Source organism: Mycobacterium colombiense CECT 3035 (genome assembly GCF_002105755.1).
GTDB lineage: Bacteria > Actinomycetota > Actinomycetes > Mycobacteriales > Mycobacteriaceae > Mycobacterium > Mycobacterium colombiense.
In genome coordinates this window covers 5480748-5500320 of the sequence record NZ_CP020821.1, presented here as the reverse complement: position 1 = coordinate 5500320, position 19573 = coordinate 5480748, and the positions used below count along the sequence as shown (strand labels likewise).

22 protein-coding genes and 1 tRNA gene are annotated in these 19573 nt (G+C 64.3%); 9 read left to right on the top strand and 14 right to left on the bottom strand.

Features of this window, described 5'->3' with window-relative positions; genetic code table 11:
* Window positions 1–36 precede the first annotated feature (36 nt).
* Window positions 37–843, top strand: coding sequence for a hypothetical protein (locus B9D87_RS26060; RefSeq protein WP_148664718.1), 807 nt, complete (start codon window positions 37–39; stop codon window positions 841–843).
* Here B9D87_RS26060 and B9D87_RS26900 read toward each other — a convergent pair.
* The 7 genes from B9D87_RS26900 to B9D87_RS26035 form a co-directional block, all read right to left on the bottom strand.
* Entirely contained in the window at window positions 833–2299 is a 1467-nt protein-coding gene (locus tag B9D87_RS26900; protein WP_148664717.1) for a hypothetical protein, read from the bottom strand. The two genes, B9D87_RS26060 and B9D87_RS26900, sit on opposite strands and share 11 nt — an antisense overlap.
* Before the next feature lie 890 nt (window positions 2300–3189).
* Entirely contained in the window at window positions 3190–3375 is a 186-nt protein-coding gene (locus B9D87_RS26055; RefSeq protein ID WP_007772748.1) for a hypothetical protein, read from the bottom strand.
* 509 nt (window positions 3376–3884) lie between these two features.
* Window positions 3885–4934 carry an AAA family ATPase gene (locus tag B9D87_RS26050; protein ID WP_080598587.1) on the bottom strand — a complete coding sequence of 350 codons (1050 nt, stop codon included), beginning with the start codon at window positions 4932–4934 and terminating at the stop codon, window positions 3885–3887.
* Window positions 4931–5317: a DUF2742 domain-containing protein gene (locus tag B9D87_RS27865; protein WP_007772750.1), complete on the bottom strand. Its 387-nt coding sequence runs from the start codon at window positions 5315–5317 to the stop codon at window positions 4931–4933. Before B9D87_RS27865 ends, B9D87_RS26050 begins: the two co-directional genes overlap by 4 nt.
* Window positions 5314–5499: a helix-turn-helix domain-containing protein gene (locus B9D87_RS26040; RefSeq protein ID WP_007772752.1), complete on the bottom strand. Its 186-nt coding sequence runs from the start codon at window positions 5497–5499 to the stop codon at window positions 5314–5316. Before B9D87_RS26040 ends, B9D87_RS27865 begins: the two co-directional genes overlap by 4 nt.
* Window positions 5500–6108: 609 nt before the next feature.
* Window positions 6109–6342: a hypothetical protein gene (locus B9D87_RS26895; RefSeq protein WP_148664716.1), complete on the bottom strand. Its 234-nt coding sequence runs from the start codon at window positions 6340–6342 to the stop codon at window positions 6109–6111.
* A gap of 56 nt (window positions 6343–6398) precedes the next feature.
* On the bottom strand, window positions 6399–6974 hold the full coding sequence (locus B9D87_RS26035) for a hypothetical protein (RefSeq protein WP_148664715.1): 576 nt from the start codon (window positions 6972–6974) through the stop codon (window positions 6399–6401).
* Between the two features lie 268 nt (window positions 6975–7242).
* On the opposite strand from B9D87_RS26035, the gene B9D87_RS26890 reads away from it, so the two are divergent.
* The 3 genes from B9D87_RS26890 (at window position 7243) to B9D87_RS26025 (ending at window position 8753) form a co-directional block, all read left to right on the top strand.
* On the top strand, window positions 7243–7782 hold the full coding sequence (locus tag B9D87_RS26890) for a hypothetical protein (protein WP_148664714.1): 540 nt from the start codon (window positions 7243–7245) through the stop codon (window positions 7780–7782).
* 81 nt (window positions 7783–7863) lie between these two features.
* Window positions 7864–8262 (top strand): helix-turn-helix domain-containing protein, encoded by a 399-nt coding sequence (locus B9D87_RS26030; RefSeq protein WP_007772757.1) that lies wholly within the window; start codon window positions 7864–7866, stop codon window positions 8260–8262.
* Window positions 8259–8753, top strand: coding sequence for a hypothetical protein (locus B9D87_RS26025; RefSeq protein ID WP_007772759.1), 495 nt, complete (start codon window positions 8259–8261; stop codon window positions 8751–8753). Before B9D87_RS26030 ends, B9D87_RS26025 begins: the two co-directional genes overlap by 4 nt.
* Window positions 8754–8770: 17 nt before the next feature.
* On the opposite strand, the gene B9D87_RS26020 is transcribed toward B9D87_RS26025, so the two are convergent.
* The 4 genes from B9D87_RS26020 to pgm form a co-directional block, all read right to left on the bottom strand.
* A complete protein-coding gene (locus B9D87_RS26020) occupies window positions 8771–9952 on the bottom strand; it encodes a tyrosine-type recombinase/integrase (protein WP_007772761.1) in 1182 nt (393 codons plus the stop codon).
* A gap of 35 nt (window positions 9953–9987) precedes the next feature.
* Window positions 9988–10060 (bottom strand) — tRNA-Ala (locus B9D87_RS26015).
* A 43-nt stretch (window positions 10061–10103) separates the two neighbouring features.
* Entirely contained in the window at window positions 10104–11285 is a 1182-nt protein-coding gene (locus tag B9D87_RS26010; RefSeq protein ID WP_007772762.1) for an MFS transporter, read from the bottom strand.
* A 92-nt stretch (window positions 11286–11377) separates the two neighbouring features.
* Window positions 11378–13021 (bottom strand): phosphoglucomutase (alpha-D-glucose-1,6-bisphosphate-dependent), encoded by a 1644-nt coding sequence (gene pgm / locus B9D87_RS26005; RefSeq protein ID WP_007772763.1) that lies wholly within the window; start codon window positions 13019–13021, stop codon window positions 11378–11380.
* Between the two features lie 101 nt (window positions 13022–13122).
* On the opposite strand from pgm, the gene crcB (B9D87_RS26000) reads away from it, so the two are divergent.
* Window positions 13123–13521, top strand: a complete 399-nt coding sequence (crcB, locus tag B9D87_RS26000; RefSeq protein WP_007772764.1) for a fluoride efflux transporter CrcB — start codon at window positions 13123–13125, stop codon at window positions 13519–13521.
* Window positions 13518–13901 carry a fluoride efflux transporter CrcB gene (gene crcB / locus B9D87_RS25995; protein WP_040630877.1) on the top strand — a complete coding sequence of 128 codons (384 nt, stop codon included), beginning with the start codon at window positions 13518–13520 and terminating at the stop codon, window positions 13899–13901. The genes crcB (B9D87_RS26000) and crcB (B9D87_RS25995) overlap by 4 nt, the downstream gene beginning before the upstream one ends.
* Before the next feature lie 7 nt (window positions 13902–13908).
* On the opposite strand, the gene B9D87_RS25990 is transcribed toward crcB (B9D87_RS25995), so the two are convergent.
* Entirely contained in the window at window positions 13909–14535 is a 627-nt protein-coding gene (locus B9D87_RS25990; protein ID WP_007772767.1) for a GNAT family N-acetyltransferase, read from the bottom strand.
* 43 nt (window positions 14536–14578) lie between these two features.
* Window positions 14579–14935 carry a DUF488 domain-containing protein gene (locus B9D87_RS25985; protein ID WP_007772768.1) on the bottom strand — a complete coding sequence of 119 codons (357 nt, stop codon included), beginning with the start codon at window positions 14933–14935 and terminating at the stop codon, window positions 14579–14581.
* A 54-nt stretch (window positions 14936–14989) separates the two neighbouring features.
* Here B9D87_RS25985 and B9D87_RS25980 point away from each other — a divergent pair, with 54 nt between their 5' ends.
* Window positions 14990–16264: an HNH endonuclease gene (locus B9D87_RS25980; protein WP_007772770.1), complete on the top strand. Its 1275-nt coding sequence runs from the start codon at window positions 14990–14992 to the stop codon at window positions 16262–16264.
* A gap of 3 nt (window positions 16265–16267) precedes the next feature.
* Here the strand turns inward: B9D87_RS25980 and B9D87_RS25975 are convergent, their stop codons facing one another.
* Window positions 16268–17188: an HpcH/HpaI aldolase/citrate lyase family protein gene (locus tag B9D87_RS25975; RefSeq protein ID WP_007772772.1), complete on the bottom strand. Its 921-nt coding sequence runs from the start codon at window positions 17186–17188 to the stop codon at window positions 16268–16270.
* Between the two features lie 309 nt (window positions 17189–17497).
* On the opposite strand from B9D87_RS25975, the gene B9D87_RS25970 reads away from it, so the two are divergent.
* Together B9D87_RS25970 and B9D87_RS25965 are read left to right on the top strand one after the other, a co-directional pair.
* Window positions 17498–18067 carry a hemerythrin domain-containing protein gene (locus B9D87_RS25970; protein ID WP_007772774.1) on the top strand — a complete coding sequence of 190 codons (570 nt, stop codon included), beginning with the start codon at window positions 17498–17500 and terminating at the stop codon, window positions 18065–18067.
* A gap of 29 nt (window positions 18068–18096) precedes the next feature.
* Complete coding sequence (locus B9D87_RS25965; RefSeq protein WP_007772775.1) at window positions 18097–19572, top strand: protein adenylyltransferase SelO; 1476 nt, start codon at window positions 18097–18099, stop codon at window positions 19570–19572.
* The last annotated feature ends 1 nt before the right edge of the window (window position 19573 follow it).

The window sequence follows — 19573 nt, the reverse complement described above, 5'->3', positions numbered from 1 at the left end:
TACGCACCGTCCCCGTAGAAGCGCATACTTACGTCCATGACCGACGCGCGCGAACTCTGGGCTGCGACAGGCGCACAGATCGTTGCCCATCCGTGGGATGACGATCTGCGATATGCGTTTGCGCGTGAACTTGAGCGAGACGAACCTGAGGAGAGCTTAAATCGCGCTCGAGCCGAATTCATTCACATTCAGCTCGCGCTCAGTGGATTAAGTCCTAGCGATGCAGAATATATGCGCCTAGCCACCAGGGCCTACGCTTTGGAATTGCGTTACGGGGACCAGTGGATTCCAGGTTTGTTCCGCGACCTTCCCTTGGGAGAAATAGAGTTCCATCGAGGGTTTGTCGAGTTGCTTGCAGTGCCTGCAGGAACCTTACGCGAGTACCAGGATCGGCTATTTGCGGACGCGCCGATCGAGCACATCGACATCGTAGATCTCGAAGGTTCCCAGGACCTGAAGTCGTTACTCGACTCCCTTGCCGAATACGGGCATCTCCAGAAGCTCGTTTCGTTGGGGCTCGATGGTCAAGGGCTAGATGATGAGAGTGTGGGAATCCTCAACGGAGCCCGTTTTGAGCGGCTGCGATGGTTGTCTCTCGAGGACAACAATATTGATGTGGAAGGGGTATTGATGCTGCTAAACGGTAGACTCAGAAATCTGCAATTTGTCAACCTGGAAGGTAATCCATTTGACCCGACCACAGAGCTTTTTTACGACCAAGGGATTGTCATCGAACGGCGCGAGAATGAGCGTTTTGCCGATATAGCGGACATTCCTTGGCTAACAAAGACTGTTCGCGGCGGTCAGTATGTGCAGCCTGACCGGTTTGCTGTCAGTAGCTGAAGCCTCCTTTCGCAAAATCCGCGAATTCAAAACGGTCGAAAGGTGGTATCCGGTGCCCGCGCATTTCAAACCAGGTCTCGGCGCCGTGCAGCTCTGCGGGCCAGCTTGCGATCAGATGTCTAAGGTCTTCGAGTCCACAGGTATTCAGGTTGTCGTTTCGCGCGCCTGACCAGAAATCATTTGCTTCCGCAACCGAGATGGCGGACACGGTAATGCCAATTGGCACGCGGGCCTGTTCGATGAGCGAGCGGAAGAAAAGATTCGACTTTGATCCTGACCTTCGCCACTCGACAGCGACTTTGGGGTGCGACAAGGCTGCAGCCCCGAGCACGCGGATGCGGTCGTCGTGCGAATGCAGGCCCACGACCCGCCCCTGATTGTCGGTAATCAGGTGCGTGCGCGTACGAATGGCGGGTCTGAGGACCGGGCGTAGGAGGGAGGCCCAAGAGTGAGGATCTTTGTAGCGGGTCTCCTGACCGATCGAAAGCACCACTTGATCAGCCTCTAGCGCCGATGGGACCGGCATTGGCCCGCTGTTGTCGGTGAACCGAGCTGCAGGCGTTGCCGGGGCAAAAACCGTTACCACTTCACCCGACGCGGTTTCCGCGATCGTCGTGGCAGCCAGATTCTCACCAAAAAACGTGGATGAACTTGCTGGTCGAAGACGGCCCGTGACAACGTGATTGCCTCTAATAATCTTGCGGACCACCGTACCCTGCAGCAGGCCGTCGTTGCGGCGACTGGCGACAAAAGCGGTATTGAGTTCCTCTTTCGCTACCCAGTAGACCTGATGCCCGAGCTGTTGGGCGCGCTCGACACACCACGCTCCCGTAGGTCCTCCGCCATACACGCAGATGCGGCGCCCGGCAGGCACGGCCGGCGTCGTGCTGGTCAGGAAATCTTCTCCGGAAACGAGCCTCGGCCAGCCGAATGGGCCGGGGGCGCTGCCGCTGAATTCGCTGAGCAGGGTTGAGTCGACGTTCATAGATGGCGTTCTCGCAGGGCCAGGCCCGCCGCAGACGTCGATGTATTCCGCTTGAAAAATGCTTCCGTCATCGAGTTCAACTTTATAAGGGGGCCCGATCTTAGACGCTTTGATCGCAACGACTCGGCTAACCGCATGGTAAAAGGGATTAGTCGCAAGGAGCCGATTCCATTCGAATTCATTGTTGTCGGCAAATTCGCTGGATCCAAGATTATCAAAGGGGCTAAGCGCGGAAGGCGGTTTAGTGAAACCCGGCAGAGTCAGCAAACTGGGCCATTGGCCCATAGCCATCGAATGATAGTCCCGCCAGGGGTCCGTCATCCCGATGTGAAGGACGTCTCGACCACCCAATCGAGTGCTGGCACGTCGTAGCAGGACGTGATTCAAAATCCCCGAAAATCCGCAGCCGATGATCACGTAATACGACTTGGCGGGATCAGGCTTGAGAGGCGGCGCTGGTATCGAAGTCATCGAGTCTCCGGAAGAAAGCTATTTACGACTACGGTGTGACGCAGGTAGCTAACTGTACCGATTTGACCGGAGGATAGCGTCCCTTTTCGTCGTGCTCCAGCTTGTCACTCACAGTTGGTAAAGCACACACAAGACGGTGTCGCAGCGGCGACGATGGCCACGGGCGTTGATCGCCGCACCCGCAACGGTTATGAACACAGCGCCAGCCTATCCAGACTGCGCGCCCTAGCGATCACCTCGCCGGAGAATGCGCCGCATCGTTTCGGCTTCTTCCTCCGATATTTGTGCCCATCCGTCGCTGAGCATGGTCGGCGGAAGGCGGTTTCGGGCGCGTTCCAAATCATCTTGGCGGCGCTTTTCGCGCCGCTCAGCGCAGAGCGAGCAGCGGCGCGCCCCCATCGAACTGTCAAAGCCTTCGCCGCAGTCTGAGCACACCCTCTCCGCGACATGTCCGCCTAACGGCAATGCTCCCGCGGTTCCAGCGGTGGCTACGCGGCGCAGACCGCTGCTGACAGTCGTGGTCGTGGTCGGCACCATCCCCGCCGAAGCGCGCAACTCACGCGCGGCCTGCGACACGGTAGTGGCCGCGTGATGTGCGTAAACGCGAGCCAGCTCCGCATCACGCGACGCGTTGGCGCGCGCGGCGGACCGCTGGGCTGATCGGCTCAGCGCGGCGAACTGCCGATCCACGCGATCGATTAAGTCGCGGAATGCCGGCTCACTTGCGGCTAGCTTCGCGCATGTAGCCAAGGTGTGCTCGAGCTCGCTGAGTTGCTGTAACTGATGTGCCCTAGTTTCCTCAGCACTGCGACCCGCCGTCATGTACAGCATTATTTCGCCGATTAGCGATTAGAGCTGGGCCGCCACGCCACGGCTACTCGGCGAAAAAGTTAATTCCGGACCTCCCCAACGGCAATGCTGAGCCGAGCGGCCGCGAACAATTGCTGTTGATCCAGTGCGTGCGCAATCAGACCGGATAGCTGAGGATCGTCGGCTGCCAACTTGCGGCAGAGGGCCAGCGTCTGCCGCAGCGCAGCAAGGCGCAAGACGTCCGATTCGCGGCGATCCACAATCATAATTTTCTCATCGCTACGCCGGGACGCTGGTTTTGACACGCGCCGTTGCGACGCCGTCACGTTGCGACGTATCGGATGCTGGGGCGCCGTTGATGGCGTGGTGGGCAAGGTGGGGTTTCTGGTGAGGGCGGGGCAGCCAGCGTTGCCAGCGATGGCGGCGACGCGAGCGGCGGGCGGTTATAGTCACGCGTCCGGGTCGTAAACGACGAATCAGCGGTGTTGGTCGACTTGGCGCTTTACCTTGGACGGGCTCGGCCTTTCAGGATTGTCGGCCGGGGCGTGTAGCGGGAAGAGGTGACGCGGATGACCCACCCGACAGGGCATTCGAGAAGCTCGGGGTGGGCCTTGTCTAGATGAGGGGAACGGCAGACGCCTTCAGGTGCGCGCGAGTCGTGTGGTTGAACCGTTCCCATTCCGCGTTCCCCCTTTAGGGGGAGGGGAACGCGGGAACGGGGGTTTCGGCGCGTTCCCTGGGAACGCTGTGGGAACGGTCAGGGAACGGGGAACGCTCAGGATTCTTTCCCGTCATCGCTGTCGGTGAACGGCCTCAACAGTCGGTGCGGTGACTTGTCGGATACGTGTCCGTCGCGCTGTAACAACGCCAGCGCGTCGATCGCGTACTGGCGGCGGCCTCCCACTGTCGCGATGATCTGCCGTTGCGACATTGCACCGCGCTCTTGCAGGACCTCCGAGATCCTGCGCATGAGGTGTGTGGGCCGGAACTCGCGGTCGGTGTCACGGGCCGGGCGGATCTCGAATTCGTTGTAACTCCTGTCATGCGAAGTCACTTCGAGGTCGGCGAAGTGGTCGAGACCGTCCTTGCGTCGTTGCCCGTATTTGCGGAGCATTCCGGGCCGGTCCTTGGCGATCAGAATCGCGCTACGGCCGGTGAGTCCGATGCCGAACGGCTCACGGCTTTCCAGGATTAAGGCGCAACCATCAACCGCATTGAGTTTGTGGACACCGCCGAGCGCGTACCGCCCTCGGGCTTCAGTCGATTTTACGACGTGGTCAAGGCATACCGTCGCGCAACCGGCCGCCGCGAGCCGTCGTGGAAGGATGCGGCAGAACGCGGCGACATCGCGATTCGACAACGGGTCCAATCCATGCAGGGTCATACTTTCGGTGACACCGTCGACAACGGCGAGGGTCGGCCGGTACGCCATCACGAGCTTGCACAGATCATTTAGGTTGTCGTTGACCCCTAGTGCTTCGGTGGGGCGCAGGTAGCAGAATCGCTCGCGCACCCAATTAGGCGAAGCTTGCAACGCGAGTAGGCGCCCCACAACGCTGCCCTCGTCGTCTTCAAAATCGATGTACAGCACCGAATTACCGGCACGCAGCTCATCGAACGCCACGGCGAGCATCAACCATGTTTTGCCTGCCTCGGACTCGGCGGCGACGGTGTTAATTTTGCGCGGATAGAACAAGCCAATACCGTCGTTTCTACGGCCGACAGTGGGCTGCGCCGGCCTCCAGGTGCCGGATAGAACCGGCTCGAGATCCACTGACAACCATGTGCGTTCGCCGGTATTGCTCGGGCGGACCGTGGCATTCATGGCGACCGCCTGATGTGAAACGCTCTGTGCTGCTGTAGCGTTCGGCTGAATCCAGCCCAGTCAGCGCACCCCGAGATAGCGTCCGAAGCTTCCCGCTGGCGCTCCTGCCTGAGGGCGGAGTCGAACGCCCAATACTGCCCCGCCAGTATCAAGGCAGCCATCTTGCGGGGATCTGCCGCGGGCAACGAACACCATGCCGGCGTTCCTGGCAACGGCAGCGACTTGTAACGGTAAATCAGCGGGGCGGCGAAAACGGCAACCGCACACCAATCGATTTCGCGGCTTCCGGTCTGTCGGTGAGGCGAGGTACGCTCGCGGCGTTGGGCTGGGTCAGGTTCACATTCACCGCGATAGCCGCCCCCGACACGGGGCGGCGTCGTCATTTCTGGGCTTCGCCGTCCAGTAGCGCCTCAACATCGGAGCGTTTGATGCGCCAGCGGCCGCCGGGCATTTTGACCCCACGGAGTTGGCCAGCTTTCAGCCATTCCCTCGTTGTGTAGCTGGTTTGGCCGAGCATCTCCGCGGCTTCGCGGCTATCGATCCACACCTGGAATGTTTGAGTCACCCTCGGAACGTCCTTTCGAGCATCGAAGGTCCGCCTAACCCGGTCGGGCTAGGCGTGGTCTCCAATCTCGTGGTGTCCCGGCAGGTTGCCCGGTACCGGGAATCATGGCACTGGCTAACCGGCGATGTGGGGATCTCAGTCGGCGTGTCGACCCAAACGCGTTGTTATTACAGCGTGCTGATGGATCCTTTACTCAGTTATGTCGCCGCAGATGGCTTTACAGCAAAGCATGTCAGTTGGTATAAATGACTCACCCACGAGAGTCCTCCGGTCACTCGGCCCGCCGCCGGGAGTCTTTTGCGGGAAGGGTCTGGCATGGAGCGCAGTTATTCCCTGCTGGAGGTCGCGTCAGCGCATCTGCCAGCCGCTTGGGACGGCGAGAGATGGCTGCGCCGGCGCTTGTGCTCAGGCGAGTTACAAGGCCGCAGGATCGGCCGCCAATGGCGAATGACCGCCAGTGACATCCAATTCATGTTGGAGCTTTACTGCAACCAGCGGGAGAATCCCGAACCTGCTGCAGCCCCAACGGTTTCGTTCGACGATGGCTTGTCGAGCCGAAGCCGTAACCGTCTCAGGAGGATCCAGTAATGCTGGGATCATTGGACGACCTCATAACCGGTGCTGACCCGCTGGCATATCGGACCCCCAGTTGTCGAGAGATCTGTCACGCACACGTCGGCAGGTTTCGACGACGCCGCTATGGAGGCCGTCACCCAACTCGATGATGTCAAAGTAGTTATCTACCGCGATCGCTGTCGGGATGCTGCCTTTGAGCTCGAAACCTGCTTCCGGTATGGGGATTTCGAGTTTGACAAACAATGCTGTTTGCCGTTCCTGCAACACGCTTCCGTGGCACAGGACGTACTCATATGACCGCACTGGAGCAGTCGAGTCGATCCTCAGATCGGGAGGCTGCTCGTCGGATGTCCCATTCGTGTCACCTGCAGTAGCCGGTGTTTGTCGGCATTGTTGAGCCGAGAGAGTATCCGTAGACGGTGATCCTCAGGGTTTTGGCCAACGGCAACGTGATACGGCTGGTCCGCGCCGATCGCCGCCAGCGCGCCTTCCCCGACGCCGGCCTTGAGCCACTTCTCTGCCCAGCTCTCCCAGTCGCCCTTGGCGATCGCCACAGGGAAGTTGAGGTTGCGCCCTGTTCGCGGACTGATTGCGGTCAAGCTGTGGTCGAGGGTGCATCGGAGGTTGTTCACAAAGTCCCCGAGTATCAGCGATAGGAGTCTTCCGGGATGCTGCACGTGCAGTTCGCATTTGAGCCAGTTCGGGCCGCGTTCCGGAGCGGCGGCGACCTCTGTTCTGACTGGGTTCTGCGCCATGTAGCGGGAGGCGTGGGTCTTGAGTAGATCGAAGTGGCGCCGTGCGTGCTCCAGTTTGGCGCTTACCCCGTCCCAAGGTGCCGGCCATGTAGCCCAGTCCGGGGCTGAATGGGTGTCTTCGGCATTTGAATCGGGAGCTGTCACAAGATCTATTTTCTGCCCGATTGCCGCTTCTCTACTTCGAGACTTGCAGCCCTTTGGTGTTCAGCCCGCAAACGGAGACCGTTGCGGCGGGCTGAATGAGAGGTCGCAAAGTTCGCACCTTGACCCCCGAGCGCGCAAGCCACCCCAACCGACAGAGGCAGTGGTATGCGTCTCGAAAAGCTGAACAGTCTCCTTACGGGTCAGTACAGTGCCCGGTTATGAACGCGGGTATCGGCCTAGAAGCCGACGGGGACGAGGACCCCAGCGAGTGACCGAAGGCCATACACCCGCAGTACTCGCCTCCAGAATCCATCAGCCGGGCTGCCCCTGGAATTGGACGAACGAATGCCACGAAGACTTCGCGAAGTTTCGCCAGGTCGACGAGGAGGCCGTCGAGATACTGATCGCGCAAGCTCGACGCGCGTACCGAGACGGCGTTCCCCCTCTTGAAAACAGCAACCGCGACGATCGCAGACAAGTGTCCCATCGGTGCCCGGTGGGCGACCAAGTTCTAGCCAGAGAAAATCACGGGTTTACCAACAAGCGGCCCATGCCATGGACAGGTGAGCTGTACGCCGAGTCCGAGGACGGCCAGACCTTATTTCGGCTGTACTTCGCAGAGCGGAGGTCATCGTGGGCTCCGCCAACGACCGACATCGTCGGCTGTGGCGTCGGAACCAAGCCGGTAGCAGAAAACACGGATTGGACCCCTGACCAGCAGACTGACAGCATCTGGAACGCGATGAACTCAGCGATCGACTTTTGTATCAATACGAGATTCGTTTGGCGAAAATGGAACACAGCCTGATACCTTTTGCGTTATAAGTCAGGTTATCGGGAATCCGTGATGTCATGCTGACCGTCAGCACGGAGAGCGGAGGTAGGAACGATGGGCATCGATCTGTTCCCCGGCATCACCAAGCCGACATCTCGCGACCGGCTTGGAATCGAACTCGCGGACGAGCAGTTAGGGATGATCTTCGGGATGCGTAGAGTCCGCCAAGAGTGCGGTCTGTCGATCTCCGAGGTCGCGGAAGCGATGAAGGTCGATCCAGCTCAGGTATCGCGTCTTGAAAGCGGGGCGACCAACCCGACTATGGCCACTTTGCGTCGCTACGCCAAGGCCGTCGGTGCGGTTTTTCGGGTCCAGGTACGACATTGGCAAGATGAGCAGACGCGCATGGTGAAGCGATCTGTTGAAGCGTGGGAGAGCCGTGACGAGGCCCCCTCGTCGGCCGAGGTGGTCTCACCCGAGTTTCATTTGAAACAGATAAGTGCTCCTCGTTGACGTCCGATCGGCTGGTCGCCACTGGTGTGACTTTGCGCTGGTACACCCGGTCTGTCACGCGTCGCTTCGATTCCGAAGTTGAAGCGTGGGAGAAGGACCCTCCCGAAGACACTGGCATCCACGTTAAGTTTGGCGCCCAAATTGTCGAACCGGACGACGATGAAGCTACTGCTCCGTCCATCCGCGTTCGCTTGGTGCTGTACTTAGAACAACCAAAAGTCTCTGCTGAACTTGACGGCGGAGCCGAGTTCTCGTTCGGCGCCGGTGAGGACCTCGCCCCTGACCAGGCTGCGGACTTCGTCCGCGAACAGGGAATCCCCTATCTGCTTGGCATGCAACGCGGCGTCTTGGCCGACATGACTCGATCGGTTGGCTTGCCGGCCGTAATGATTCCACCAGTCCTTCCCACAGGACTGTTAGACGCCGTTGATCGGACTTTGTTCGGTGCCGACGAGGATGAACCACTTGCCGAGGATGAACCAGCCACGTAGGCCCTACTTGAGGCCGTTTAGGACTGGCGTGGTGGTGTCAGCAGTTTCGCCATGGTTTCGGCGATCGCCTGATGGCCGCGCCTGTCGACGTGCGCGTACACGTCGGCGGTGATGGCGACGTTCTCGTGGCCTAGGTGCCGGCTGACGTTGACCAGCGGCTCGCCGGCGGCCAGCAGCCACGACCCGCACGTGTGACGCAGGCAGTGCGGCGTCGGTTTGTCGGCCAGCTTCGCCTTTGTGGCGGAACGGTCCCACATAGCCCGGAAGGCCGGGTAGCGCACCGGACCGCCGAGGGCGTTGGTGAACAGCCACTCGTGGCCGTAATCCAACGCATCCAACACGTCGGCGGGGATGTTGACGGTGCGCCGGCTTCGCTTCGTCTTGGGCGGCCCGATGTGGTAGCCATTCGACGCGTACTTCCATGCCCGCCGAACCTTGACAGTCCCCGCTTCGCGATCAACGTCGGCGGGCTTGAGCGCGGACACCTCGCCCCACCGGAAACCGCTAGCGACCATGAATCTCAGCATTGGCTGGTAGTGGTCGATCGTGGCATCAAGCAGCGCGGCGAATTCTTTGTGGGTGAGCATTCGAATGTCGTCACCGTCGACGTCACGGTCAGGGACCTCTCCCGTGGCTCGCGGCAGTCGCCGGCCAGCGGCGGGGTTGGCCGGAATGTACTTCGGGACGGCGGCGCCCAGCGCGCCGGACAGGAAGCCGTGCAGGTTCTTGATCGTCTTGGGCGTGGGTACGCGTCCGGTCTTGGCGCGCGGCGTGGACTCGAGCTGCTTAACCCACGTAGCGATGTCTTCCTCGGTCAGTTTGTCCAATGGGATGTCTCCGAGGTGGGGTTCGATGTCTTGGCGCAGATAACGCTCGTAGCTGTCGATCGTGTACCGCTCGACGCCGGTGAGGTTGTCGATGTGCTGGCGGATCCACTGCGCCACCGTCGTTGTCGGTGCCGGATTGTCCGTGCGGACCTCGTATCCGTTCATCGCCAGCGCGCGATGGATGCCGTGCGCTTTGATGGCCGCTTTGAAGGCTTCGGCTTGGCACTCGTCGTGCAGTGTCAGGGTTCGTTGACCGCCGTCGAGCCGGTACAGAACGGCGTAGGACGGCTGCCCATTGGCCCGTTCGCGTTTGCGGATTGACGCCCAGTAGTCCTGGGGGGAGACCGACCTGTTTGTCAAACCGTTTGTCATACGGCCAGATTGTACATAAATTGCAGGTCAAACGGTGGAGCTAAGGGGACTCGAACCCCTGACCCCCACACTGCCAGTGTGGTGCGCTACCAGCTGCGCCATAGCCCCGAGAAGTGGTGCCCATCGAAGTTACACCACCGGCAACCGCCGTTCAAAGTTGCTGCTCAGGCAAGTTCAACGTGTGCGGAGACGGCAACGGGTCGGGCTCCGGGACGGGCACCGTCCGCGTTTCCGGCGCCGCCACCCAGCCGACGGCGGCAAGCAGCAGCACGATCCCGCTGATGGTGAAGCCCCAGCCGTAGCTGAACTGCTCGGCCACCCACCCGAGCGTCATCGAGCCGACGATGGCGCCCAGATCGGACATCATCTGCACCGCGGCCACGGGACTGCCCGCACGCGCCTCGCTGCCCAGGATGTCGGCGACCGCGGCCTGCATCGGCGACATGTAGATGCCAGTCACCGCACCGACCACCACCGCCGCGGCCAGAAACACCGGCAACGACGACGCGGCACCCAGGAAGACGGTCGCCACACCGGACAACGCCAGCCCCACGATCATCAACGTGCGCCGTCCCATCCGATCGGACAGGTAGCCGCTGGGGATCATGGCGATCGCATTGCCTCCGGCGAAGGCCGCCAGCGCAATCCCGATGATTCCGACGCCGCGCCCCATGACGTCGGTGATGAACAGCGGGATCAGCGCGACGCGAAGCCCGAAGGCCGACCAGCCGGTCGCAAAGTTGGCCCCTAGCGACGACCAGTACGCGCGGAACCGCAGCGCCTCTCGCATCGTCACCGTCGATCGCGTCGGCGGCCCCGGGGCGGCCAGGGCCGAATTCCGCAGGCTGAAGAACAGCACCACCGCCACGCCCAGCAGTGCGACGCCGTACACGATGAACGGAGCGGTCAGCCCCCAGCCGGCCGCCAGCGCGCCGACGGCAGGCCCACCCACCGCGCCCACCATGAACGACGTGGTGAACAGGCCCGCCACCCGCCCGCGCGCGTCGGGCGGGCTGATGTGGATCATCAGCCCCAGCGCCGAGACGTAGAACATCGTCGACCCGACGCCGCTGATGACGCGGTAAACCAGCAATTGCCAGTAAGCCTGCGAAAATGCGCACGCGGCGGTGGCCACCGCAACGATCAGCATGCCGCCGATGTAAATCCGGCGCTCCCCCAGCCGCTGCACCAGCTGGCCGCTTATCGGCGCGAAACACAGTCGGCTCAACGAAAAGACGGTGACCAGAAATGTCACCGCCTTGATGCTGACCCCGAAACTGCGGGCGAAGGACGGCAGCGCCGGCGAAATCACCCCGTAGCCCAGCGCGACCATGATATTCGCCCAGCTGAGAATCCAGACTTCGCGCGGCAGACGGCTAGAACGCAGCCCACGCTCGCCGGGACGGTTAAGGCGAGGGGAAAGTGTCACCCAATGACTTTATTAACTACCTCGCGCGCAGTTTCCTGCACCTCCGATAAATGCTCGGGCCCGTTGAAGGATTCCGCGTAAATCTTGTACACGTCCTCCGTTCCCGATGGGCGCGCGGCAAACCATGCATTGGCCGTCGTCACCTTCAATCCGCCCAATGGCGCGCCATTGCCCGGCGCCGCGGTCAGCTTCGCGGTGATGGGCTCCCCCGCCAATTCCGTCGCGGTCACCTGGTCGGCGGAGAGCTTGGACAGCCGGGCCTTCTGGTCACGGTCGGCGGGCGCGTCGACCCGCGCGTAGAACGGCGTGCCGTACTCGGCGGTCAGCCGCTGATAGCGCTGCGACGGGCTCGACCCGGTGACCGCGACAATCTCCGAGGCCAGCAGCGCCAGGATGATGCCGTCCTTGTCGGTGGTCCACACCGAGCCGTCGCGGCGCAGGAACGACGCCCCGGCCGACTCCTCGCCGCCGAAGCCGATGGTGCCCCCGATCAGGCCGTCGACGAACCACTTGAACCCGACCGGCACCTCGATCAGTTTGCGGCCGATCCCGGCCACCACCCGGTCGATCATCGACGAGCTGACCGCGGTCTTGCCGACGGCGATGCCGCCCGGCCACGACGGCCGCTGGGTGTAGAGGTATTCGATAGCCACCGCGAGGTAGTGGTTCGGGTTGAGCAGGCCCCCGTCGGGCGTGACGATCCCGTGCCGGTCGGAGTCGGCGTCGTTGCCGGTGGCGATCTGATAACGGTCGGGGTTGCCGGACATCGTTCGGATCAGCCCCGCCATCGCGTCCGGCGAGCTGCAATCCATCCGGATCTTGCCGTCGTGGTCGAGCGTCATGAATCGCCATGTCGCGTCGACCAGCGGGTTGACCACGGTCAGGTCCAGGCGGTGGCGCTGGGCGATCTCGGCCCAATAGTCCACGCTGGCCCCGCCCAGCGGATCGGCGCCGATGCGCACCCCGGCCGAGCGGATCGCGTCGATGTCGACCACATTGGGCAGGTCGTCGACGTAGTTGCCCAGGTAATCGTGCCGTTGGGCGGTCTGCAGCGCCCGGGCCAGCGGAATGCGCTTGACGCCCGATCCCTCGCGCAGGATCTCGTTGGCGCGGTTGGCGATCGCGTTCGTGGCATCGGTGTCGGCAGGCCCGCCGTTGGGCGGGTTGTATTTGAAGCCGCCGTCAGGCGGCGGGTTGTGCGACGGCGTCACGACGATTCCGTCGGCCAGCGCCTGGGTGCGGCCGCGGTTGTAGGTCAGGATGGCGTGGCTGACCGCGGGTGTCGGGGTGTACCGGTCGCGCGAGTCGATCATGGCGACGACGTCGTTGGCGGCCAGCACCTCCAGGGCCGACACCCAGGCCGGCTCGGACAGCCCGTGCGTGTCCCGGCCGATGAACAACGGACCCGTGGTGCCGTGCGCGGCGCGGTACTCGACGATGGCCTGGGTGATCGCCAGGATATGAGCCTCGTTGAACGCCCCGTCGAGCGCCGATCCACGGTGACCCGACGTGCCGAAGGCGACCTGTTGAGCGACGTCACCGGGGTCGGGCTGAGTCGAGTAATACGCCGTCACCAAATGCGGCAGATCGACGAGGTCTTCGGGCTGGGCCGGCTGACCGGCGCGGGGGTTGGCGACCATGGTTACCAATTCTGCCCGTGCCCGCGTGCCCCCGGGCTGCGCCGGTCTGGACTTCGGCCATACGCTGCGTAGCGCACCGGCAAACGAAGGGAATCGGCGCAGTGGCGCAACGGGACTATCGCGAGTTGGCCGCGGTGTTTGCCGGTGGGGCGCTGGGCTCACTGGCGCGCGCGGCGCTGAGCACCCTGGCCGGCGCCGACCCGGCGAGCTGGCCGTGGCCGACGTTCACGGTCAACATCGTCGGGGCGTTCCTGGTGGGCTATTTCACCACCCGGCTGCTCGAGCGGTTGCCCACCTCGAGCTATCGGCGACCCCTGCTCGGCACCGGATTGTGCGGCGGTTTAACCACTTTCTCGACGATGCAGGTCGAGACGCTGCGGATGCTCGAACACGGCCACTGGGGGCTGGCCGTCGGCTACACCGTGACCAGCATCGCGCTCGGCCTGCTTGCGGTGCACCTTGCCACCAAGTTGGTGCGCCGGGTCCGGGTGCGCCGATGACCGCCGCCATGGTGACGACGGCTCTGGTCTGGGTCGGCGTGGTGCTCATCGGCGGCGTCGGGTCGGTGCTGCGTTTCGTCGTCGACCGCACGGTGGCGCGCCGGCTCTCGCGGCCGTTTCCGTTCGGCACGCTCGCCGTGAACATCAGTGGCGCAGCGCTTTTGGGCTTCCTCGGTGGACTGGCGCTGAACAAGGACGTGGCCCTGCTGGCCGGCACCGCCTTCGTCGGCGCCTACACCACGTTCTCCACCTGGATGCTGGAAACGCAGCGGCTCGGCGAGGAACGCCGGCTTCGCGCGGCGCTGGCCAACATCGTCATGAGCGTCTTACTCGGCGAGGCGGCCGCGTTCATCGGACAGCAACTGGCACAGCGGCTTTGATGGGAGTTCAGGCGTCGAGTCGGCGGGGGACGTCTTCGGGGGTGCGGGGCAGCACGTACAGCGCCATCCGCCGATTCGACATGTCGTGCTCGCCGAGAAACGCGCACCCGCTGCGCTCACAGAACTTGCGCGCCAACGCATTGCGGTGATCGGGATCGAACATGATGCGGCGGCACGACGGGTCGAGAGTGAAAATGCTGACCACCAGATGCGGCAGCAGGTAACTGACGTGTCCGCGTTCGATGTGGTCCAGGTCGGCGACCGCGACGTGCAGACCCAGATCGTGGGGGTCATGCTCATACCGCCTCGCGATGGAATCTTTTGCCGCCCTGTATAACTCGATGTACGCGCGGTCGACACCGTCCAGCGTGGCGACGAGCGGGCGAGAGAACTCGCCCGCCAGTTGCGCCCTCAGATAGCGATGCCAGCGCGCGGCCGGCCAGTCGGACTCCCACGCCTGCACCAGATGCGGCCGGTTCATCCACTCCGCGATCATCTCGGCGTCGGCGTCCGGGTCGGCGACGCGCAGACCGTACGGCGCGGGCAACTCCGGGATGGGCGGCGGCGGGACGCCGCGGATCGCCTCGGGAAGGCCGGTCAGTTCCCGCGGAAGGATCGGGTCGGGGCTGGTCATATCAACGCCGACGAGCCTACGACGTTGCCGGTTCGAACGCGGCTCAGCGGGATTTGAGCAGCGTCGCCAGGACGGCCGCCTGGCTGATGTCCAGGTCCCGGGTCGCCGTCACCAGCGTGACGGGGCCGCGCTTGGCGAGCTTGCGCAGCTCGTCCAAGGCACCGCTGTCGCGCAGTTCGCTCTTGTAGCGTGACGCGAATTCGTCGAACCGCTCCGGATCGTGCTGATACCACTCGCGCAGATCCTTCGACGGGGCGACGTTCTTGCACCAGATGCCCACCCGCGGATCGTCTTTACGCACCCCTCGTGGCCAGACGCGGTCGACCAGCACACGCTGGCCCTCGTCGGGGCCGACGTCGTCGTAGACCCGCGCCACCCGGATCCGGCCCTTGGCGCTCACCCTGTTCAGGGTAGCGATCGGCGCGTGTCGGTGGTGCCGCTTACTATCGAACCCATGTTCGAAGAATTGGCTACCGTCGACCCTGCGGCCGACGAATCGGCGCTGATCGAACGGATCGCCGAGCTGGAGACGGCCAAAAGCGCCGCCGCCGCGGGTCAGGCTCGGGCGGCGGCCGAGCTGGACGCGCTGCGTCGAGCCACCGAGGCGGCCGCCGGGGTGCCGGCCACGCGGCGCGGGCGCGGGGTGGCCGGCGAGGTTGCGCTGGCTCGGCGCGACGCACCCTCCCGGGGAGGCCGACACCTTGGCTTTGCCACAGCGCTCGTCCACGAGATGCCGCACACTCTGGCGGCACTGGAATGCGGGGCGCTGTCGGAGTGGCGCGCGACGCTGATCGTGCGCGAGAGCGCGTGCCTGGACGTCGAGGACCGGCGCGCGTTGGACGCGGAACTGTGCGCCGATCTCGCGAGCCTGAGCGGCCTGGGCGACGCTCGGGTGGCCGCGGCCGCCAAGGCGATCGCCTATCGGCTGGATCCGCACGCCGTCGTCGAGCGGGCGGCCAAGGCCGAGAACGAACGCACCGTCACCATCCGGCCCGCGCCCGACACGATGACGTACCTGACCGCGTTACTGCCGGTGGCTCAGGGGGTTTCGGTGTACGCGGCGCTGCGCCGCGAGGCGGACACCCGCGGCGACGGGCGCCCGCGCGGACAGGTGATGGCAGACACGTTGGTCGAAAGGATCACCGGCCGCAGCGCCTCGGTCCCCGTCCCCACGGCGGTCAACCTGGTGCTCTCCGACGAGACGCTGCTCGGCGGTGACGACGCGCCGGCCACTATCTCCGGCTACGGCCCCGTCCCCGCGCCGGTCGCGCGTGCGATGGTGGCCGGCGCCGTCACCGATCGACGGTCGCGGGCGACCCTGCGCCGGCTTTACGCGCATCCCCGGGCCGGGGCGCTGGTCGCCATGGAATCGCGGGCACGCATCTTTCCGCGCGGCCTGGCCGAATTCATCGGACTACGCGATCAGTCTTGTCGCACTCCGTACTGCGACGCACCGGTCCGGCACCGCGACCACGCGAAACCGTGGGCGCGCGGCGGCCGGACCACCGCGGACAACGGCCTCGGGTTGTGCGAGGCCTGCAACTACGTCAAGGAAAACGCGGGCTGGCGGGTAAGCACCGCGGTCGATGAAAACCACACCCACACAGCACTATTCACGACGCCAACGGGCAAGAGCTATCGGTCGACGGCTCCGCCGCCCGTACTCAGAATCACGGTGAGCGAGGTGGAGCTCCGGATCGGGGTCTCGCTCGCGCGACACGCGGCATAACGCTCAGTAGTGGTAGGTGTCCGACGGCGCGGGCGAGTGATCGCGCTCTTCCTCGTCGATGTCCAACGCCTCGATGCCGTACGCGCGGGCCAGCTCCAGGATCTTGGTGGCCCGGGCGATGCGGGGCAGATCGGAGCCGTTGCGGATCTCTCCCCCGTCACGTTCGAACTCAACGAAAAACTCTTTCGCCCAGGAGATCTCGTCCTGCGACGGCGAGAGCCCCTCATTGACGACGGCACATTGATCGGGCGTCAGGCAGATCTTGCCGGTCATCCCGAACTGGGTGGACACGGCGGTCGCCTCGATCAGTTTCAGCGGATTGGAGCCGATGGTCGGCCCGTCGATCGCGCTGGGCAGGTCGGCGGCCTTCGAAGCGATGGTGAAGCGTGATCGCGTGTAGGCCAGGGTGGCCGGGTCGTCCCCGAAGCCGGTGTCGCGGCGGAAGTCGCCGATGCCGAAGGCGAGCCGGAAGGTGCCCTTGGTCGCGGCGATCTCGGTGATGCGTTCCAGGCCCCGAGCCGTTTCCACCAGGGCCACGATCGGCACATCGGGCAGCCGCTTCGCGGTCTCGGTCACGTGGTCGACCGATTCGACCATCGCCAGCATCACCCCGCCGACCGGGGTGGTGGCCAGCGCGGCCAGGTCGTCGGCCCACCAGGGCGTGCCGAAACCGTTGATGCGGACCCAGTCGACGTTGCCGGCGCCCAGCCAGCCCACCACGTTGTCGCGGGCGGCGCTCTTGTCCTTGGGCGCCACCGCGTCCTCGATGTCGAACACGACGATGTCGGCGCGCGAGTCCACCGCCGATTGGAACCGATCGGCATGCGTGCCGTTGACCAGGAGCCAACTCCGGGCGAGGACCGGGTCGATGCGAGAGCCGATGTCTTCGGGCTCGGCGGCGGTGCTGTTGACCTGTTCGTACATGTGAGCTGATCTGTCGTCTCTGTGCGTCGGTGTCGGGCTTGTTGCCCTTAACCGTAGCGAGTATCTAGAACCGGCGGTCCCAGATGCCCCAGGGAAGCGAAGACGACCTGGCCCCGGCCCCGCGCGGCGACGCCCGGATCAACCACCGAATCCACCGAAATCAGCTGTGCCGCACAGCAATACAGGGTTTCGGGCCCGCCGCGGCCGGGCTGCGGCGTTTAGCAGCGCGTACGCCGGGTATCTCCTGGTCAAGCCGCACTCAGCCCACAGTGCGAAGTCCCAATCCCAAGTTCATTGGAGGTATCGGCGATGGCAGACCTCATTGTCGAGTCGCCCGACGAAGTTGTCGCATTCCTGAAAGCGCAGCACAACCTCATCGAGGACATGTTCGACCAAGTGCTGCACGCCACGGATCCGAAGGCGCGTGAAGAGCCGTTCGCGACGTTGCGTCAGCTGTTGGCCGTCCACGAGACGGCCGAGGAAATGGTGGTGCACCCGCGGGTGCGGCGCGAGGACGGGGATGCCGGCGACGCCATCGTCGACGCCCGCCTGCACGAGGAGCATGAAGCCAAGGAGTTGCTGTCGGCGATCGAGAAGCTCGACATCACCTCGGACAAGTTCATCGCGGAGCTCACCAAGCTGCGCGACGCCGTGCTCGAGCACGCCCGGCAGGAGGAGGACGAGGAGTTCCCCGTCCTGAAGCGCAAGGTCGACACCGACGACCTCGAGCGAATGGGCGCGGCGGTACGCGCCGCCGAAGCCATCGCTCCGACGCGCCCCCACCCCGGCGTGGAATCGGCGAAGTTGAACTTCGCGCTCGGGCCGTTCGCATCGATGCTCGACCGCGCCCGCGACCTCATCGGCAAAGCCCTCGGATAGCCCCTTCGGGTTTCCGTAGGCTCGACGAGATGAGCGTTGCCCCGGATACCACCGTTGCCCTCCACGACCGGTTCTTCCGCGAGTTGCCGGAGATGGCGGTCCGCTGGCAAGCGGAGACGTTCCCCGAGTTGCAGCTGCTGGTGCTCAACGAGCCGCTCGCCGAGTCGCTGGGCCTCGACGCCGCCTGGCTGCGCGGCCCCGACGGGTTGCGCTTCCTGGTCGGCAGCTCGGTGCCCGACGGGGCCACCCCGGTGGCCCAGGCCTATGCCGGTCACCAGTTCGGCGGGTTCGTTCCGCGGTTGGGCGACGGTCGCGCGCTGCTGCTCGGCGAACTCGTCGACGCCGACGGGCGGCTGCGCGACATCCACCTCAAGGGTTCCGGTGCCACGCCGTTCGCCCGCGGCGGTGACGGCCTGGCCGCGGTGGGGCCGATGCTGCGCGAATACATCGTCAGCGAGGCCATGCACGCGCTGGGCGTGCCGACGACGCGGTCGTTGGCCGTGGTGGGCACCGGCCGTCCGGTCCATCGCGAGGAAACCCTGCCGGGTGCCGTGCTCGCCCGGGTGGCCAGCAGCCATCTGCGGGTGGGCAGCTTCCAGTTCGCCGCGTCCACCGGCGACGAGGACCTGCTGCGCCGCCTCGCCGACCACGCGATCGCCCGCCATCACCCCGATGCCGCCGAGGCGAAGAATCCCTACCTCGCCTTGTTCGAAGCGGTGGTCGCCGTCCAGGCGTCGCTGATCGCCCGGTGGATGCTGATCGGCTTCGTCCACGGCGTGATGAACACCGACAACACCACCATCTCGGGCGAGACGATCGACTACGGGCCGTGCGCCTTCATGGAGGCCTACGACCCCGACACCGTCTTCAGTTCGATCGACTTCTGGGGGCGTTACGCCTACGGCAACCAGCCGGCGGTGGCGGGATGGAACCTGGCCCGCTTCGCCGAGACGCTTCTTCCATTGTTCTCGGACAACACCGAGGAGGCCATCGCGCTCGCGGAGCAGTCGTTCGGTGTTTTCCAGACCCGCTACGACGCCGAGTGGAGCTCCGGGATGCGCGCCAAACTCGGCCTACCCGGCGGTGTCGACGTCGACGTCGCCACGGTGCTCGTCGAGGAACTGCTTGCGCTGCTCAAGCAGAACCACGTCGACTACACCTCGTTCTTCCGCGGGCTCAGCGGGGCGGCGCGTGGGGATGCCAAATCCGATGCCGAACCCGTGCGCGGATTGTTCGCCGACCTGGCCGGCTTCGACGCGTGGCTGACGCGTTGGCGGGCACTGGGTCCCGACGCCGACACGATGGATCGCAGCAACCCGGTCTACATTCCGCGCAACCATCTGGTCGAGGAGGCCCTGGGCGCCGCGACGGCCGGCGAGCTCGATCCGCTGGAGCGACTGCTCGCCGCGGTGACGGACCCCTATACGGAACGGCCCGGCCTCGAGCGCTACGCCGCGCCCGCGCCCGAGGACTTCGGCAAGTATCAAACCTTCTGCGGCACTTGAC

What these genes read in the sequence shown, in the direction of transcription:
- B9D87_RS26030 (WP_007772757.1), top strand. Translation starts at nt 7,864, where the DNA reads ATGGGCATCGATCTGTTCCCCGGCATCACCAAGCCGACATCTCGCGAC.
- B9D87_RS25965 (WP_007772775.1), top strand. Translation starts at nt 18,097, where the DNA reads ATGAGCGTTGCCCCGGATACCACCGTTGCCCTCCACGACCGGTTCTTC.
- B9D87_RS26055 (WP_007772748.1), bottom strand. Translation starts at nt 3,375, where the DNA reads ATGATTGTGGATCGCCGCGAATCGGACGTCTTGCGCCTTGCTGCGCTG.
- B9D87_RS25980 (WP_007772770.1), top strand. Translation starts at nt 14,990, where the DNA reads ATGTTCGAAGAATTGGCTACCGTCGACCCTGCGGCCGACGAATCGGCG.
- B9D87_RS26060 (WP_148664718.1), top strand. Translation starts at nt 37, where the DNA reads ATGACCGACGCGCGCGAACTCTGGGCTGCGACAGGCGCACAGATCGTT.
- B9D87_RS26050 (WP_080598587.1), bottom strand. Translation starts at nt 4,934, where the DNA reads ATGAATGCCACGGTCCGCCCGAGCAATACCGGCGAACGCACATGGTTG.
- pgm (WP_007772763.1), bottom strand. Translation starts at nt 13,021, where the DNA reads ATGGTCGCCAACCCCCGCGCCGGTCAGCCGGCCCAGCCCGAAGACCTC.
- B9D87_RS25970 (WP_007772774.1), top strand. Translation starts at nt 17,498, where the DNA reads ATGGCAGACCTCATTGTCGAGTCGCCCGACGAAGTTGTCGCATTCCTG.
- B9D87_RS26900 (WP_148664717.1), bottom strand. Translation starts at nt 2,299, where the DNA reads ATGACTTCGATACCAGCGCCGCCTCTCAAGCCTGATCCCGCCAAGTCG.
- B9D87_RS25990 (WP_007772767.1), bottom strand. Translation starts at nt 14,535, where the DNA reads ATGACCAGCCCCGACCCGATCCTTCCGCGGGAACTGACCGGCCTTCCC.
- B9D87_RS26010 (WP_007772762.1), bottom strand. Translation starts at nt 11,285, where the DNA reads ATGGTCGCGCTGGGCTACGGGGTGATTTCGCCGGCGCTGCCGTCCTTC.
- B9D87_RS25975 (WP_007772772.1), bottom strand. Translation starts at nt 17,188, where the DNA reads ATGTACGAACAGGTCAACAGCACCGCCGCCGAGCCCGAAGACATCGGC.
- B9D87_RS26020 (WP_007772761.1), bottom strand. Translation starts at nt 9,952, where the DNA reads ATGACAAACGGTTTGACAAACAGGTCGGTCTCCCCCCAGGACTACTGG.
- crcB (WP_040630877.1), top strand. Translation starts at nt 13,518, where the DNA reads ATGACCGCCGCCATGGTGACGACGGCTCTGGTCTGGGTCGGCGTGGTG.
- B9D87_RS27865 (WP_007772750.1), bottom strand. Translation starts at nt 5,317, where the DNA reads ATGACGACGCCGCCCCGTGTCGGGGGCGGCTATCGCGGTGAATGTGAA.